The organism is Paenibacillus glycinis (genome assembly GCF_009909185.1).
GTDB classification, from domain to species: Bacteria; Bacillota; Bacilli; order Paenibacillales; family Paenibacillaceae; genus Paenibacillus_Z; species Paenibacillus_Z glycinis.
On the sequence record NZ_JAAAMV010000001.1, the window covers coordinates 73959 to 89030 of the forward strand.

The 15072-nt window shown below is 56.7% G+C and carries 15 protein-coding genes; 1 reads left to right on the forward strand and 14 read right to left on the reverse strand.

Annotated features, from left to right (window positions below; translation table 11 throughout):
* Positions 1-15: 15 nt before the first annotated feature.
* The 14 genes from GT019_RS00255 to GT019_RS32375 are packed head-to-tail and all read right to left on the reverse strand — an operon-like array spanning position 16 to position 13374.
* Positions 16-3252: a putative baseplate assembly protein gene (locus GT019_RS00255; RefSeq protein WP_161740034.1), complete on the reverse strand. Its 3237-nt coding sequence runs from the start codon at positions 3250-3252 to the stop codon at positions 16-18.
* Positions 3253-3279: 27 nt separating this feature from the next.
* Positions 3280-3681, reverse strand: a complete 402-nt coding sequence (locus tag GT019_RS00260) for a GPW/gp25 family protein (protein WP_161740036.1) — start codon at positions 3679-3681, stop codon at positions 3280-3282.
* A gap of 14 nt (positions 3682-3695) precedes the next feature.
* A complete protein-coding gene (locus GT019_RS00265) occupies positions 3696-3986 on the reverse strand; it encodes a PAAR domain-containing protein (protein WP_161740040.1) in 291 nt (96 codons plus the stop codon).
* 39 nt (positions 3987-4025) lie between these two features.
* Positions 4026-4676 (reverse strand): phage baseplate assembly protein V, encoded by a 651-nt coding sequence (locus tag GT019_RS00270; protein WP_161740042.1) that lies wholly within the window; start codon positions 4674-4676, stop codon positions 4026-4028.
* On the reverse strand, positions 4673-5758 hold the full coding sequence (locus GT019_RS00275) for a phage late control D family protein (protein WP_161740044.1): 1086 nt from the start codon (positions 5756-5758) through the stop codon (positions 4673-4675). The genes GT019_RS00270 and GT019_RS00275 overlap by 4 nt, the downstream gene beginning before the upstream one ends.
* 4 nt (positions 5759-5762) lie before the next feature.
* On the reverse strand, positions 5763-6392 hold the full coding sequence (locus GT019_RS00280) for a CIS tube protein (protein ID WP_161740046.1): 630 nt from the start codon (positions 6390-6392) through the stop codon (positions 5763-5765).
* A gap of 21 nt (positions 6393-6413) precedes the next feature.
* The gene (locus GT019_RS00285; RefSeq protein ID WP_161740048.1) at positions 6414-7259 is read right to left on the reverse strand and encodes a hypothetical protein; all 846 of its coding nucleotides are present in this window, start codon (positions 7257-7259) and stop codon (positions 6414-6416) included.
* Positions 7260-7263: 4 nt separating this feature from the next.
* Complete coding sequence (locus GT019_RS00290; protein ID WP_161740050.1) at positions 7264-7701, reverse strand: phage tail protein; 438 nt, start codon at positions 7699-7701, stop codon at positions 7264-7266.
* Positions 7702-7713: 12 nt separating this feature from the next.
* Positions 7714-7878: a DUF6760 family protein gene (locus tag GT019_RS32370; protein WP_328803900.1), complete on the reverse strand. Its 165-nt coding sequence runs from the start codon at positions 7876-7878 to the stop codon at positions 7714-7716.
* 11 nt (positions 7879-7889) lie between these two features.
* Positions 7890-8258, reverse strand: coding sequence for a phage tail assembly protein (locus GT019_RS00295; protein ID WP_161740052.1), 369 nt, complete (start codon positions 8256-8258; stop codon positions 7890-7892).
* Positions 8259-8286: 28 nt separating this feature from the next.
* Positions 8287-8724 carry a phage tail protein gene (locus GT019_RS00300; RefSeq protein WP_161740054.1) on the reverse strand — a complete coding sequence of 146 codons (438 nt, stop codon included), beginning with the start codon at positions 8722-8724 and terminating at the stop codon, positions 8287-8289.
* Positions 8725-8759: 35 nt separating this feature from the next.
* Entirely contained in the window at positions 8760-10544 is a 1785-nt protein-coding gene (locus GT019_RS00305; RefSeq protein WP_161740056.1) for a phage tail sheath family protein, read from the reverse strand.
* Between the two features lie 38 nt (positions 10545-10582).
* Entirely contained in the window at positions 10583-11197 is a 615-nt protein-coding gene (locus tag GT019_RS00310; protein ID WP_161740058.1) for a DUF4255 domain-containing protein, read from the reverse strand.
* Positions 11194-13374, reverse strand: a complete 2181-nt coding sequence (locus GT019_RS32375; protein ID WP_407945050.1) for an ATP-binding protein — start codon at positions 13372-13374, stop codon at positions 11194-11196. The genes GT019_RS00310 and GT019_RS32375 overlap by 4 nt, the downstream gene beginning before the upstream one ends.
* A gap of 445 nt (positions 13375-13819) precedes the next feature.
* Between GT019_RS32375 and GT019_RS32380 the strand changes: the two genes are divergently transcribed.
* Positions 13820-14953 (forward strand): helix-turn-helix transcriptional regulator, encoded by a 1134-nt coding sequence (locus tag GT019_RS32380; protein ID WP_161740062.1) that lies wholly within the window; start codon positions 13820-13822, stop codon positions 14951-14953.
* The last annotated feature ends 119 nt before the right edge of the window (positions 14954-15072 follow it).

Sequence of the window (15072 nt, forward strand, 5' to 3'; positions counted from 1 at the left end):
AACCCGCCCCCCTTCCTATCTATCCCAAGCGCGTATAGCCAAACCGGAGACGACCAGCTTGTGATCCCCGCTATAGATCAGCATGTATGGCACGGAACGAATGTCCGCGGACGTGTTCGGCGTCACGCGAATCGTCGATTCGCTCGCGGGATCGCGAATCGTCATCGCAAGTCCTTCGACATGGTCGACGTTCCGATCCGCTTCGAACAAAGCATACAACTCGCTCAGACATGGCAGTTCCCCGAAATCCCAACCGCGTCCGTCCTTCCCGCCTGTCAAAGGATGCAAATAAGCGGTTAGCTTCCGGTACGCTTCCGTCTCGACCGCCGGCATCGCGTCGAACGAGCTTGCGATCAGCTCGGCGGATACGGATACTTCCGCGTACACCGGCCCGAATACTTTGATATGCCTCGGATAGGCGGCAACGTTCGCGGCGCGGCTCCTCAGATACGCTTCGGCTTGCTGCCTTAACGGAGGCGCGGGCACGGGCTTCGCGTCGCTGCTCTGCGGCACGATAAGGACGGTTACCCACCCGCTATCCCGTTCGCCTTTGTCGTTGAAGTTCGGCAAGCACTTCGCCCTGGCGATGCCCCGGGATGCTTGCAGCGCCAGCTGCTCGTAATCGGCGGCGGTAACGGCGCGGTTGCGGGTTCTAATCAAGAGCGGCCCGCGTTCCAGCGCATGGCCGAGCGGCTCCGTGTCATAACCGCAATCGTAAGCATAAGGATTGCTCGCGCCATCGACGTAAGCGATCGAGGTTCGCATGATTCTGAGCTCGCCGGCTCCGATATTACCGGCGCCGCCTCCGCCCGCTTGATAGTCGGCGGCGATGTTGTCCGAGCCGATCGGCGGTACTTTGCCATGGATGCCATCGCCGAATTGCACCGTTCCGAACGTTCTGTCGATCTCGTAATGGCGGCCGTCGCCGTCCGATTCCAGCAGGTTTTCAACCGCCGTCCAACGAACCCAGAACGCCGTCGTCACGCCGGCATCGTCTTTCTCCTCGCGCACGACGACGTTGCGGTCTTCTCGGAGCGCGGCTTGCTCCTCCTCCGATAAAACGCCGAGCTCGTCAACGAAGAGTTGCTCGGCCAGCACAGGATATTTGGTCAACGCATAGGTAGACGAGGCCAGGCCGAGGCCGGAACCGACAATTTCGTTCGCGATACTCTCCGAATGGGAGGCCATCGTCGTGTTGAGGAAGATTCCGTTCAAGAGCGGCGACGGGATCAGTCTTCCGCCGGCCGCGGCGGAGAAGCGCGGGTCGAACAGCACGAAGCCCTTGCACGGATCGGGGCCGCAACCGCATCCGCATCCGCAAGCTTCGTCTTTCTTCGCGTTCGCGGAATGCCTTGGGACGATCGAGTCGGCAGGCATGCCGTTCAGCGATTCGATCGGCTGGAACCGGTCTTTGACGTCGACTGCGCGTATCCAATAATACGAAGTCCCGAATAACGAATCGGGTATCGCGAAGTCCGGAGCGCCGACGAACGCCACGCAACCGCTCTGCGTCAGATGGCGCGTGTCGTCCCGCACCTCCATTCTCGTCCAACCTCTCTTCGCTCCGCTTGCCCGGTAATACTCCCACTCGAGCCGCGGGAATGCGGTTTCGCTATACTCCTGATCCTGCACGCGAAAATAGACGCTGATCGGCCCCTTGAGCGGAGGCTGATCGAATCCGAGATACAGCGCGGGATGTTCGTCGGCGAGTCGGTTAAAGGGCTGAATCGGCCGAGCGCCCGAACCGATCTCGGCTGTACGGTCGCGGTACTGCAAATTGTTGCAGGTGACGACTCGTTGCGCGGGCTTGCTTTTAAGCTCGTATTTGATTTTCACGTCGCTGATGTTGGGGACGTAGAATTGAGGTTGAGGCTCGTATCGAGTAACCACTTCCCTGCCGTAATTGCCGCTGGCGATCCTGCACCGGATCCAATAGCTCGATTGCCCTTGCACGACGGTCTCGGACATGGAGCTTGGAATCGTAAAGGTCAGCGTGACGGGTCTGCCGGACGGCCCCGTCTCTTCGGCCGTGATCCAGAAATGTTCATCGAAATTCCCTAAACGCATCCATCCTTGCCCGTTCCAATACTCCCAGGAGAGCTGCGCGGTTACGGGCATTGTTGCGGCTGTCGTTGCCGTAGTCATTGCAGTCGTTGCTGTTGTTTCTGTTGCTGCTGCCGTAACGATTTCGGGCGGGACGAGTGTCGACCAGTCTTCATGCTTCAACGTGAAGCTGAGCGTGATCGCGGCACCTTTTTTGGAGAAAGCTTCTTTGCTGGACAAGTAAAACGTATCGTACAGCCGGGGCGTAAGTCCGAACGGATGATAGTCGTTTTTGTCGACATTCTGCGGAACGTTGTTCGCAAACGCCATGTCGGGATGCGGAAGCTCGTTGGACATCGTTATCGCGAGCGTATCGAACTGAACGAGCTCGGCTTCCTTGATTCGGTTCGGCTGCACAAGCGCGCGAATCCAACGGTTTTGAAGTCCGTTTACCGCCGTCTCGGCAATGCCGGTCAACGTTGTCGTATCGATCTCGATACAATCGTTTACGAATTGCGTTTTTATTGCGCTCCAACCGTCCTCCGTATCCGTACTGCTGCAGTGCCATTGCACGGTTTGAGATTGCGCCAAGAGCGCTAAATGCCGCGCGGCGTCGGGATTGGTTCCGATGAATGCCAGCTTGATATTGGCTTTCGAAGCGATATTGAACAACTCGGCATGACCGATATACAACGCATGCGCTTGCAGATTCGACACCGAGAATAACTCGAACGGGAACCCGGAATGCGCGCCTAGCAGTGCCGATCCGGCTTCGGCGAGTCTGTCATGCTCGGGGAAATAGGTCATCGCTTTCATCAGCTTGGCGGGCGTCGCCGCGATCGTTCGTTCCGTCTCGAACACGATCGGTTTCCCTCCGCCGGGCGGCTGCGCGGCGACTTGACTGCGCGAAGGAACCGTAACGGGATCGACGGCTCCCGAACTTAGCGCGAACGTTACCGGTCCTCGCGCCTGACTCGCCGGGAGCAGCTTGATTCCGAGCCGATTCAGGAAAGCGACGAAGTTTTTGTCCGGCACCCGATTGAGACGTCCCAGGATTCCCCCGTACATCCTAGCGAATATATCCATTACCGCGGTACCGGTATCCTGGTCCGAATCCGGTTTCCATTCGGGCGTGAAGAAAGGAGCCAGTTCCCGCATTTCCTTGAAGATCGCGTCCACGTCTCTTGCATCGATTAACGGAGCTTTCATGGCTTCACCACCGGAACGAAAAGTCGTTCAACCCTCTCTCAAATAAAACGGGAACACAAGATTGCCGGGCTGATTCGTGGCGCGCACGACATACTGGATGTCGATCAGGAGTTTCCCGAGCGAGATCTCGATCGGATCCTCCGACACGGTTACTTTCGTCACCGCGATTCGGGACTCCCAGCGCGCAAGCGCATCGCGGACGCTCGATTCCATCAAGCCGATCGTCGCCGTATTCAGCGCAGCAAACACGTAATCGTGAATGCCGCAGCCGAAATCCGGACGCATGACGCGTTCGCCTTTGACCGTAAACAAAATGATGCGGATCGCCTGTTCGATGTCCTGCTCATGGGAAGACATGGCGATGACGCCCGAAGAACCGTTCACGATCACGGGGAAGAGCCAACCGACGCCCAGAAAATCGTTTGCCATATTCGAACTCCCCCTTATCCAATCATCACGTTCGGCGCTCCGGACACGATCGCATTCGGAGGGCCTCCTTCTACGATCGTATCTCCAAGCCGGGCAGCCGGCATCGCGTTGATGAATACCGTCGCGCTCCCCATCGCGACGACGCCGCCGCCATGAGGATTCGGCGTGGCAAGCGGGCAAACGTGCGGGTCCGACGCCGCGCGCCATGCGGGCATTCCTCCGATGAACACGTTCGCGCTTCCCGGTCCCGGGCCGAGCGGCGATCCGTGACTCGTCATGTCTCCGGCTCTCGCGGCAGGCGGCATGTTCTTCCCTCCTAAGACTACTTCGTTCACGTCATGATTTTAATTGATATTCACCATGGCGCCCTGAATCGTGACCGTCGCTCCCGCCTTGATCGTCAGCATGGCATCCGCGTCGATCTCGATCGTCCTCGACTTCAAGACCAGCTTCAAGCCGCTTTCCATCCGGATCTCGTTCTTAACGGAATCGATCACGATTTTGTTGGAGCCCGTATGATCGACAATCTCGATATTCTCGGAACCGGACGTATCGTCCATGACGATCCGATGACCCGATCTCGTCTGCAGCGTCACTTTCTCGTGGCCGCGCTTGTCGTCGAATTCGAGCTCGTGTCCGCTTCGGGACTTGATTTTGCGAATATCGTTTTTTCCGTCCGCGTTCGCGCCCGGCGGGTTGTCTTGCCCGTTCCAGAAGGCGCCGATCACGTAAGGGTGGTCGATATTGCCCATCTCGAAAGCAACGAGCACCTCGTCCCCGACTTCCGGGATAAAATAGCAGCCGCGGTCCTTGCCGGCCATCGGCGTCGCCACTCTTGCCCAATGGCTCTCGTCCTCGCTGCCGCGCCACGGAAATCGGAGCTTTACGCGTCCCATATGCTCGGGATCCTGATTGTTCGTGACGATCGCGTTGGCGACGCCCTGCACCTGCTCTCCGTTCCGGTCTCCGGGCTGCATCAGATCCAATAAACTCATAGCGCATTCTCCTTGACGTGGAAAGTCGTCGTATAACCGGAGCCGCCTATCGTATGGGTGCTCTTCTCGATGTAGTAGGCTTTGCTGAACCGCTTGCCGAGACCGTCCAGTTCGATTCGTTTGCCCGGCTGTATGTCCGGAATGCCGATCGACTCCGCGCTGCCTTTGATCAGTCCTTCCGCATGCTGGTTCAGAATCGACCTCGCCAGCTGATCGGCTTCCTGCTGCGAGAAGACGGGATAGCGCGCGTTCTCGCTTATTTTCTCGGACGAGGAGGAGGAGATGAGCTCCCCGCCGCTTTTCTCCTTGGAGTGGGACTGCTTGCCCGCTTCGTCTCCGACGCGCGCCGTCCCCACGATTTCTTTTTTGGCTTTGGGATCCCAGCCCCGCACTTCGACTTCTTCCACTTGCCCGGCGAAGTTGAGCTCCGGCTGGAAGCTGATCAACGTTTTATGCCATTCGAGCTTCACGACCGGTGCGCTGTCCAGTGCCGGCGCGCGGAAAGTAAGGGTGTCCCCGAACACGAAAAACTCGAAGTAGTTTTTCTGCGCGAACGACTGAATCAGCTGAAAGTCGTTTTTGCCGGCGTCTTTGGTGATTTTCGGATAGGGCACTTTCGTGTCCTCGACGGCGCTCTTCAGTCGATATTCCGCAGCGAGCGCGGCGACGACGTCGCTGTGCTTCATGTTGTTCCACGACCGGGGCTCCTTCTTCTGCATGAGCTTGTTCGAGAGGTCGAGTCCGCTCACTTCCAGCTGCGGAGCGCCGCTCGCGGGGAATTTGACCGTCATGGAAGTAACCATGCCGACGAGCATGAGCTTGAGCTTGCCGGCGTAGCCCATTCGAATCGTCAATCGTTTGGTCGCGGGCAAGAACAGATCCATCCACTTCATGTCGCCCGCGATCGCATCGAACGCATGGTCGATCGTAAACGAGAAATGATCCGCTTCGTCAAGCGATTGATCGACGGTTACGCCGGAGATGATCATGCCTTCCCGAATCAAGTTCCGGCCTTCGACCTCGATCTCGAATACCGGCGCATAAAAATGGCCGTAATCTTTGTCCAACTGCGCGAAATCCATGCGATCACTCCAACGGAGGTACGGTTATCGGTTGACCCGGCGTCAATCGGCGAGGGTTCGCGATGTTGTTCGCTTGGGCGATTTCTCGCCATTTGCCGGGGTCGCCGTATTGCTGCTGCGCGATGGCGGACAATGACAGGCCGGCGTTCGCCGTCACTTGTCTCGTCTGAACGGATGCGCTGCTCGGGGTCAACTGTTCTTGAATCGTCCTGTATTCCTTGAACGATACGTTAAGCGTCGCGCGCACCGGAATGCCCGAATCGAGGAACATCGTGAACTTCTGGGACACTTTCTCGATGACGCCCTTGAACTCGAGCTTTCCCCAGATGAACTTGCACACCGGAGGCGCGCGCAGGCTGCCGTCGATGTCGAGCAGACCGGTCACTTGGTTCGTATACGCTCGCACGTCCTCGCCTCGTTCGTAGCTGTCGAAAAACAGATCCATCGTCAGCGTCCCGGCGTTCCCGCTCACGAACTGCGTCGCGGGTACGGATAGGCCCGGAATCGAGACGGATTGGTATTGGTTGCCCTTCTCGATCGAATATTCGCTGGGATTGAACAGCACCTTGACCGGTTGTCCTTTATGGCCGCCTTGTTCGTCCAGCGGCTGAATGAGCGCTTTCTCCAAAGCCATGGACGCCTCCGGGAACTTGGCTTATAAGCCTTTTCTTTGTCGTTCGATTCGCAGCTTCCGCTCAATCGCTTGATACACGTCTTCCGTTAACCGTTTCATGTCGAGAGTAGGCGCGGCCGGCGCAGTTGCCTCGGGCGCAACGGGTTGCGCGACATCCTTTACGTCTTCTTCGCGACGAGGCGGCGAGCCGACCGAGCCCTCGTCGGGGTTCGGATGGGCGTGATGCAAGCTGACGGATCGCGCATCGCGATACGTGCTAGATGCATGCTGATGCATAAGTCGTTGCGGATGCGGCATGCCTGCGGTTGAGGGGGTGTCCTGCAGCGGTGATGCAGGCGGCGCCGGAACCCATGAGGTCGTCATGGGAACAGCCCTCTGCGGTTGTTGCGCCAACCGGGAAGGATGATTCCGCATAATGGTCGGGTTATGAAAAATAGAGCCTAGGCGCATGACACGTTGAGGCGCGAGAATTGTCTGCCGCACGTGAAGCTGAATAGGAACTGGATTCGGGTCTCCCGCGCGCTGCGCTTCCCGGTCATGACGCGACAGATGGCGATGCTCCCGCACTGCTTGTCGTGAAACCCTCATCCGCTCATACCGGTTACCCCGTCGATAGGCATGCAGATTCGCCGTATGCCGTACGGTCGTTCGATTCCCGACGCTCACGAGCAAGCGCACCTCGATCGGCCGCACGATCGTCAGCCGTTCGCGTCGTTCCATGAACTTCTCCCGCTGGATATGAATGGTGCGGGCGGGAGATGCGGCGGCGAGAAACACCAATGCGGTGCGGCGGCTCTTCGACTTCTGAACCGTTATGCCGTGCTTGCCTATGATGCTCTGGGCGAATTGAAGCGGCGTCGGCGTCATGTCATCATCCGTCCTTGCTAAAGCCGTTGTGCACGAGCTCGATCGATTCGAAGGCGACGCTGCCGCTGTCGGACTTCAGGTCCGGCCCCGTCCATTTGACCGGAAACGCGTTCGTGAAGTTCCAGCGCCACTGCTCTTCGCCCGCCGCATCGACCATGATGACGGAACCGCTTCTGCGGGTAATCTGGCCGTTCTTCGCAGCTTGGAACCAAGTCCACAGCGTGTCGGAGCTCGTCAGCCCTCGTTTGAACGTCAAGTTGGGCACTTTCGACGCTTTCACGAGCTTATGGACGTAGCCGTTGACGCCGCCTTCGCGGTAGTCCTCGGTTTCCAGCTCCGCCTGCACGCCGGACACTTCGGAGAAGCCGCCGACGACGAGCCCTTCGATCTCGATCTGGTACCGAAAGTTCGTCAGCGGATCTTGTCTTGCGCCAGTCGGCATACCGAATCCCTCCTATCGCTTGAATACGTTGTCCGGCGTCTGATTCAGCTTCCGGTGAATGGTCGAGATTTCCTCGCAGAAGCGTATTCGCTCCCGATGCTCCAAGTGCATGATCTCCGAATGCGGCCAATGAAAATAGTAAGCGATGAAGGCTATCTCCTCGTACAGCTTATCCAGAGGGTAGCCGCTTAAGCTTCCCCCGACGCGAGTACCTCGACGGCGAACTTATGCTCGCAGCGCGGGCATTCGGCTTCGACGCCCGTGGAACCGCTCTCGTTGATCTGCCGATACAGCTGCTGCAAATACGTCAGATCGGTCGAGAACACGCCTTCCACGACGCCGGGATTGATCACCTGCAAATCTCCCAGCTTCGTTATGACCCTGGAGAGCAGGATAATCGTGAGATAGGCGGGATTTTGCTGCACTCTAGGGTCCTTCAACGGCAATATCTCATCGGCCGCGGTCGCAAGCCTCATGATGCCGTCGCGGTGCAGATTGCCGTGCCGGTCTACGTAGCCTTTGGGCAGCGTGAATTCGAATTCGGTGACGAATGCCATCCGGATGCCTCCTGATCAATTCGGTAGTTTAGCTGACGCGGGTCATGCCTTCGTGCACGATTTCGAGCGATTCGACCGCGATATCGTTGCCTTTGGCGTTGAAATCAGGCGCGTCGTATTTGGTCGGCCATGCGCCGACGAAATCCCAGCGGCCCTTGTCGTTGCCGGCTTCGTCGACGACGATGATGGACAAGTTGCGCCGCTGGATGCTGCCCGCGATCGCTTCCTTGTGCCAGTTGTACAAGTCGAGCGAATCCGTCTGGCCCCATTTGAGCGTAATGTTGCCGTACTTGGTCAAGCCGGACAGCTTGCGGACATGCGTCGGGTCCGTCCCTTCCCGATATTCGATGACGTCGATCGTCGAGTCGAAGCCGGTCGCGTCGCTGAAGCCCGCCTGCTGGATACCGTCGATCTCGACGCGGAACCGGAAGTTGCGAAATGGATCTTTACGCTGCCCTGTCGCCATGAACATGTTCCTCCTCTATCTCAATCCTTCTAATGTTACGCCTGGTTAATGTCGGCGCCGGAAGCCACTTGCGCGATTCTGAATATGACGAACTCCGCAGGTTTGACCGGGGCGATGCCGATGAGCGCGATAAGCCTGCCGTTGTTGATATCGTCCTGCGTCATCGTCGTATCGTCGACCCGTACGAAGAACGCTTGATCCTGCTTCGTGCCCATGAGCGCGCCGTCGCGCCAGACGCGGGTAAGGAAGTCGTTGAGCGTGCGGCGGACCCTCGCCCACAGCTTCGCGTCGTTCGGCTCGAACACGACCCACTGCGTGCCTTCGTCAAGCGATTCCTCGATGTAGTTGAACAACCTGCGCACGTTGATATATTTCCAAGACGGATCGCTGGAGGTCGTACGGGCGCCCCATACGCGGATGCCGCGGCCGGGGAACGAGCGAATGACGTTGACGCCGAGCGGATTGAGAATCTCTTGCTCCGGCATCGTAATCTGGAACTCCAGGTCGACCGCGCCGCGCACGATCTCGTTGGCAGGCGCTTTGTGAACGCCGCGCTCGGCGTCGGAACGTGCGTAGATGCCTGCGACATGACCGCCCGGCGGCACTTCGATCGTCGCCCCGCTCGTAGGATGAACGATCTTGATCCACGGATAGTAGTAGGCAGCGAACATGGAATCGTAATGATCCGCGCGCGGGTTCACATCCGTAATCTGCGCCGTGCCTTTCTTCGAATCGATGATGACGACGCGGTCTCTTAGTTTCTCGCATTGCGTGATCAATGCGGTCGTTAGCCCGGGAACCGCTTCGGAGTAAGGCGCGTGAAGCATGGAGATATCGTCGATATCCGCGAACGCGAACAACCCTTTTTTTTCCGGCTTTTCCGTCTTGTCTCTCTCGAAGTCGGCGACGGCGAGCGTTGTTGTCGTAATCCGGTAGGTGGAGGTTAGGTCCGGAGCAATGTCCCAAGCACGATCGATCGTTACCGTCTTGGAGGCCTTGTCATAGGCTGTGATCTTATATTTCTTATCTTTGCCGGAGCCCGTGCCTTCTACGATTTCGAGCGTCATGTTCTTGTAGGCATCAATATCGGACGAAGCCGAATCCGCCAGCTTCAGCGTTTTAGCCGCCGCATCGACGTTTAACGGTTTGCCTTCGTTCTCTTGCGAGTCCAAACCGCCAATTAATAACTTGACTTCATTTTTGTCTTCCTTCGTTAACGCCCCCGTGTCGCCGCTTTCGATCTTCAGGACGATGTAGGCGGATGCGCCGTTCACTTTGATGCCGTAGAAGTCCGGGGAGGAAGCATCGGTGGAGACGTTATCGAAGCTCTCCGTAATCGAGGGCTGCTTTTTTGAATCAGCGAACATCGCGGCTAATGCGGCGGAATCCAGATTTTCATTTTTCAAGTCATACACGTTGATCTTGATTCCGCTAAGCGATCCGCTATCTACCATTACGGCGATTCGGTTGCCCCAGGCGCCTTCGCCGACCGCGAAGACGGTCAAGGCGTTCTGAGCTGCCTTATTTAGCAATTTGCATTTGGCGGACACGGCGCTTGCCTTGGTGATCCGCGCGATGCAGCAGCGTTTGCCGCCGTTATCGAAGAACCCTTTCACCGTATGCGGCAAGTACGGCGTATCGCCGAGCACCCCGCCGTATACGCGCTGAAATTGCAGCCAGCTCGTTATGAATTTCGGCGTCGTCGGACCGCGTTCGGTCTGGCCGAGAAATCCGGCCGTGCTCGTGGACACCCCTTCGATCGGTTTTCCTCCGAGTTCAATCTCTTCCACATACACGCCAGGCGCAAAATATTGCGGCATCTTCTCTTTCCTCCCATCGTTCTGCGCTTGAACAATCGTCAAGCGTCACCGTCTTTTTGCACGATCGAGTTAATCGGCGCAGCGAATTTGAACCTTCTCGTCTCCACCGTTTTCGCAGGTTCAGGCGCTGCGGGTTCCGGCAAGATAACGAGCGGCGATACGACGTAACACACCGACGGACGCAAATTATTATCCGAGAAGGCCGTCCAGATGTCGGATAACTCCGGCACGGTTACCGGATTGAGCGTGACGCGCAATTCTTGCTCGCGTTCGGCCAAGCTCCCTTGCAGCACGGCGCCTGCAAGCGAAGCGTGATTGTGCAGGACGCTCATCGCCCTTCCGAGCAGCTGATGCTCTTCGATCGTCCGTTCCGTCAAGATCGCCGCTGCCGAGTACGCGGTCAGCATGTAGTGCAGATCCAAGACGAGCGGGGGCAGCTTGTAGGCCTCGGTCTTCGGAAGCAAGCCTTCCTGATAACGCATGTACGGATTTTCGAGGATGTTGTACAAAAATAACGTCAAGCGGATGTTCGAAGCGACGATTTCCGCAGGCGAATGCAGCACGATCTGATCGTGCGGGACCATGTCCTTCATCCCGTCCTGCAGCAGCAGGAGGAGCGTTTTCCCGACATCCGCGATCCCGTTGGCGCTCACGGTTCACCCCCTCCCAACAAGGCGTAATAAGCGCCGAAGTCTTCCTTGGACGTCAACTTGCCCGTTTTGTCCATCTCTCGCTTCACGGAAGGGATCAGATGCTCCATCCCGATGGATCGGCCTTCTTTGGCCGCGAGAAACGCGGCGGATAGTACGACGTTCTTGATATGCCCGCCGGCCATTTTAAACTGCCGCGCCAGGAACTCGTAATCGATGTTCTCGCGCCGCGGAGCCTCCTCCGGGAACATGGCTTTCCAAATCTCGCGGCGCTGGCTGTCGTTCGGAATCGGGAATTCGATGCAGTGTTGCACCCGACGGATAAAGGCGGCGTCCATGTTGTGAAATAGATTCGTGGCCAGAATGGTAATCCCGTCGTATTCCTCCATCTTTTGCAGCAAGAACGCGATCTCCGTATTGGCATGACGGTCCAGCGCGTCCTTCACTTCGGTGCGTTTGCCGAACAGCGCATCCGCTTCGTCGAAGAACAGAATGGCGTAGCTTTCCTCGGCTGCTTGGAAGATGGCGTGCAAGTTTTTCTCGGTTTCGCCGATATACTTGCTCACCACTTGAGCGAGATTGATTCGGTAGAGGTCCATCTCCAGCTCGTTTGCGATTGCTTCGGCAGCCATCGTTTTCCCCGTGCCCGGCGGACCGTGCAGCAGAATATTGACGCCTCTGCCCCGGGACAGCTTCTTCCGGAACCCCCACTCTCCGTGAACGACGCTGCGGTACTTCACTTGATCGATGATTTCTTGCAGGCGCTTGTTTTGATCCGGAGGAAGTATGAGGTCGTGCAAAGTCCCCGCTGGCGTCAAGTGATCGGCAAGCTGACCGAGGTTATGATTCGACTGCGCATGACAGGATGCTTGCAGGTCCTTCATGCTGACTCGCGCATGATCCGGATCGCGCCATAACGCCAGGTTACGGGCCATGTTCAGCGCGTGCTGGATGCGACCGGGCGTAAAGCGAAATTTGTCCGCGACGGCCTCCAAATCCACGCGTTCCTCCATGGGAACCAGTGCGGCCAATCTGTTCCAAAGCGATCTTCGAAGCTCGGGACCCGGCAATTCGAACTCGACGTCGACAAGTCCTTCGTTCCCGCTGGATTTCAAAGCCGGCCAAGAACGCGTGCCCAGTACGAAAGTCAAGTTGGGAAACAGATCCATCGTATCCAAGAATGCCGCGATTTCTTTCGGATGCCGGTCTGGGTGGGCAAAGAGCGAATCTGAGTGAAGGAGACATAAAGCCGCGGGGTGCAGATGCGCTTCTCGGCATAGGAGGAACAAACAATCCGCGAATGTCATGGGGTGTTGAAGCATTTTGGCGACGTCTCCGAGGAGCAGCGAGATCCCGAGTTCCCGGCATACGGCCTCCGCCGATCGCCGTTTCCAGGATCCGGCCTCGCCGGAAAAGACGAACATGAACTTTCGATTCAGGGCTCCGCTCGCAGTGAGCTGTGACCGGATCAGTTTTTGCATGCGGCCGAGATGACGTTCATGGAGCCAATCGGTATCGGGATCGGGGAGCCGGTCTGCAAAGTATGCCGCCGCTCCCAATCTGCCGTCCAGTTGCTCGATCCCGATCAGATAGTTGACGATTTGCGAATCAACATAGAGGCTCTTGGATAGCAACCAATGGGAAGGATCGGATTCTTGGAATCGCAGGAGCCGGAACTTCATCAGCTTTGCCGAGGGATCCAAGATCGCTTGCGCCGGCATCCGGGCGGTTCGAAACGTTCGAAGCAGCTGCATCGCCAATTCGACGCATGGTTTCGTCCGCGTGGCATCATCCTGCAAATCGGCATACTGCCGGGCATATTCGATATTTAGTTCAGGCGCCATGGCGATCATCAGAATCGACTGTTCGATATCGGATAATCGGAAGAGCTGAGTCACATACGGAAGCGCCAAATGAACGCCCGCATGCCTGCTAAGTATCGTTCTCCTCTGCATCCGAGCTTCGAGGGCATGGCATTCTTGCAAGAGGCCCTCTTCTGGCCAGCCAAGTCCCGCCGACGCATCCGCAGGTTGCGCGGGAACCGATTCCGATATGCGCAATCGGTGAATTTGGATCATGTAGTCGAGGCGTTTTAATTCGTCCCGGAGATATTCCGAATTGTCTGCATAAGGTACTTCTGCAGGGCTTGCTTCCGTGCCGGTTTGCAGCAAGCGATCCATGGGGAATCGGTTGGCCCCCCTTCGTTATCATGACTTCGTGCAAGCAAGCGACGGGCGAAGCATGAACTACTACTACTATAACTTGTTCGGCGGTACCCTCAAATCCATCTCATTACCCAACGCGAAATACTCGCATGTTGTCAATATTGAGCAGCTAATTAATAACCATACCGGTTATTGTCCGAAATGATTTCTTGTGCCATGGATCTTCTGGGCCTATAGAAGCGGAACCGCGATTCAAATCCTATGTACGTCCATTCTTCCGCAGAGAAAGCAATGTCGCTGCCGATCAGAGCCTGCCTGTGTTCAGACGAATCTGCAAGGCTTTGATAACCCCTTTTCTAGCGCCTGCGCGATTGCTTGTTTCATTATAATTCCAACGATGATACAATTTGTATGCCAACTTATTGGGGGTATTTTTTTCGTTCGGGGGAGGCGATGAAGGGTGAAATTCAACGGACGCTATCAACGAGCATTGGTTCAAATCAAGCGCCTGTGCTACTCCGGATTGGACGACCGGCAATTGCGCAATGAAATCATCGGCCTATTGCACCCCATCACGAAATCCGATCTTTGCTGCTTTCAAACGGTAGACCCGGCGACCGGGTTAATCACGTCCAATGTAAGGGAAGGGATTCACGATCATGCGGTGAGCGATTCGGAGCATGTTTTTTTCGAGCACTTGTATTTCGAGGATTATCTCCCCGCTTACCGGCGTTTATTGCATTCCGGCTTTCCGGTTAACCGCTTGTCGGACGAAACGTCGGGAAATCCCGGCAAAGCTTACCGCCATCGCATGCTATACGCCCCGATCGGCCTGGATGACGAGATCCGCGCCGTCATGCATGCCGGCAAAAACATGTGGGGCACGATGGTGATGGCTCGGGAAAAGACCGCCTCGCATTACTCCGAGCAAGATGCTTGGCTTCTGGCCAAGCTCGCGCCCCATATCGGCGCAGGTTTTCGAACGGCCATGCAGCAGCGGATGGCCGCTACCGAACCGGAGGCTGCCCCGCAGAATATGGATATTCCCGGCCTGCTCATCTACAATCCCGGCGGTTATATCGAATCTTATACGGCTGCTGCGGTACATTGGTTGAGAGAATTAGGGGAGCTCCATCCCGATTGGTGCCGCAAAGAACTTCCCGTCTACATTACGCAAGTCGTCAGTGCCCTCAAGAGATCGCAGTCCATGCTTTCCGATCATGATTTCGAAATCGTGCCGGAGCTGGCTCGGCATGGACGGAACGGGCGCTGCATCACGATAAAAGCCTATGAAATGAGCGCCGATGAGGATAAAGACCGCAAAATCGGCATCATCCTCGGACCGGCCGTCCATCGTGACCTGATCCAATTTCAGACGGCGGCTTACGGATTGACGCCGCAAGAAAAGGCGATCGTTCATCTTGTGGCCAAGGGAAATAATTCGGCGGAAATATCCGCAAAATTATCCATTTCGACGCATACCGTACAGGAGCATCTGAGCAACATTTTCGACAAGGTAGGCGTAAGGAGCCGGCGAGAGGTCGTGAAGAAGATCTTTTTGGCCAATTTGTTCGAGGGAGCAAAATCATTGTAGTTCAGATTCCTGCACTAGAATCTCTTGCGTTGAACTTTATCTTATAAATACGAAAGGCCGCGATTTTCGCGGCCTTTTACATATTTTATCGGTTATTCAGGACGACAATGACGGCAAGA

Coding starts and splice junctions, on each gene's coding strand:
- GT019_RS00255 (WP_161740034.1), bottom strand. CDS start 3,252: ATGAAAGCTCCGTTAATCGATGCAAGAGACGTGGACGCGATCTTCAAG.
- GT019_RS00260 (WP_161740036.1), bottom strand. CDS start 3,681: ATGGCAAACGATTTTCTGGGCGTCGGTTGGCTCTTCCCCGTGATCGTG.
- GT019_RS00265 (WP_161740040.1), bottom strand. CDS start 3,986: ATGCCGCCTGCCGCGAGAGCCGGAGACATGACGAGTCACGGATCGCCG.
- GT019_RS00270 (WP_161740042.1), bottom strand. CDS start 4,676: ATGAGTTTATTGGATCTGATGCAGCCCGGAGACCGGAACGGAGAGCAG.
- GT019_RS00275 (WP_161740044.1), bottom strand. CDS start 5,758: ATGGATTTCGCGCAGTTGGACAAAGATTACGGCCATTTTTATGCGCCG.
- GT019_RS00280 (WP_161740046.1), bottom strand. CDS start 6,392: ATGGCTTTGGAGAAAGCGCTCATTCAGCCGCTGGACGAACAAGGCGGC.
- GT019_RS00285 (WP_161740048.1), bottom strand. CDS start 7,259: ATGACGCCGACGCCGCTTCAATTCGCCCAGAGCATCATAGGCAAGCAC.
- GT019_RS00290 (WP_161740050.1), bottom strand. CDS start 7,701: ATGCCGACTGGCGCAAGACAAGATCCGCTGACGAACTTTCGGTACCAG.
- GT019_RS00295 (WP_161740052.1), bottom strand. CDS start 8,258: ATGGCATTCGTCACCGAATTCGAATTCACGCTGCCCAAAGGCTACGTA.
- GT019_RS00300 (WP_161740054.1), bottom strand. CDS start 8,724: ATGGCGACAGGGCAGCGTAAAGATCCATTTCGCAACTTCCGGTTCCGC.
- GT019_RS00305 (WP_161740056.1), bottom strand. CDS start 10,544: ATGCCGCAATATTTTGCGCCTGGCGTGTATGTGGAAGAGATTGAACTC.
- GT019_RS32375 (WP_407945050.1), bottom strand. CDS start 13,374: ATGGATCGCTTGCTGCAAACCGGCACGGAAGCAAGCCCTGCAGAAGTA.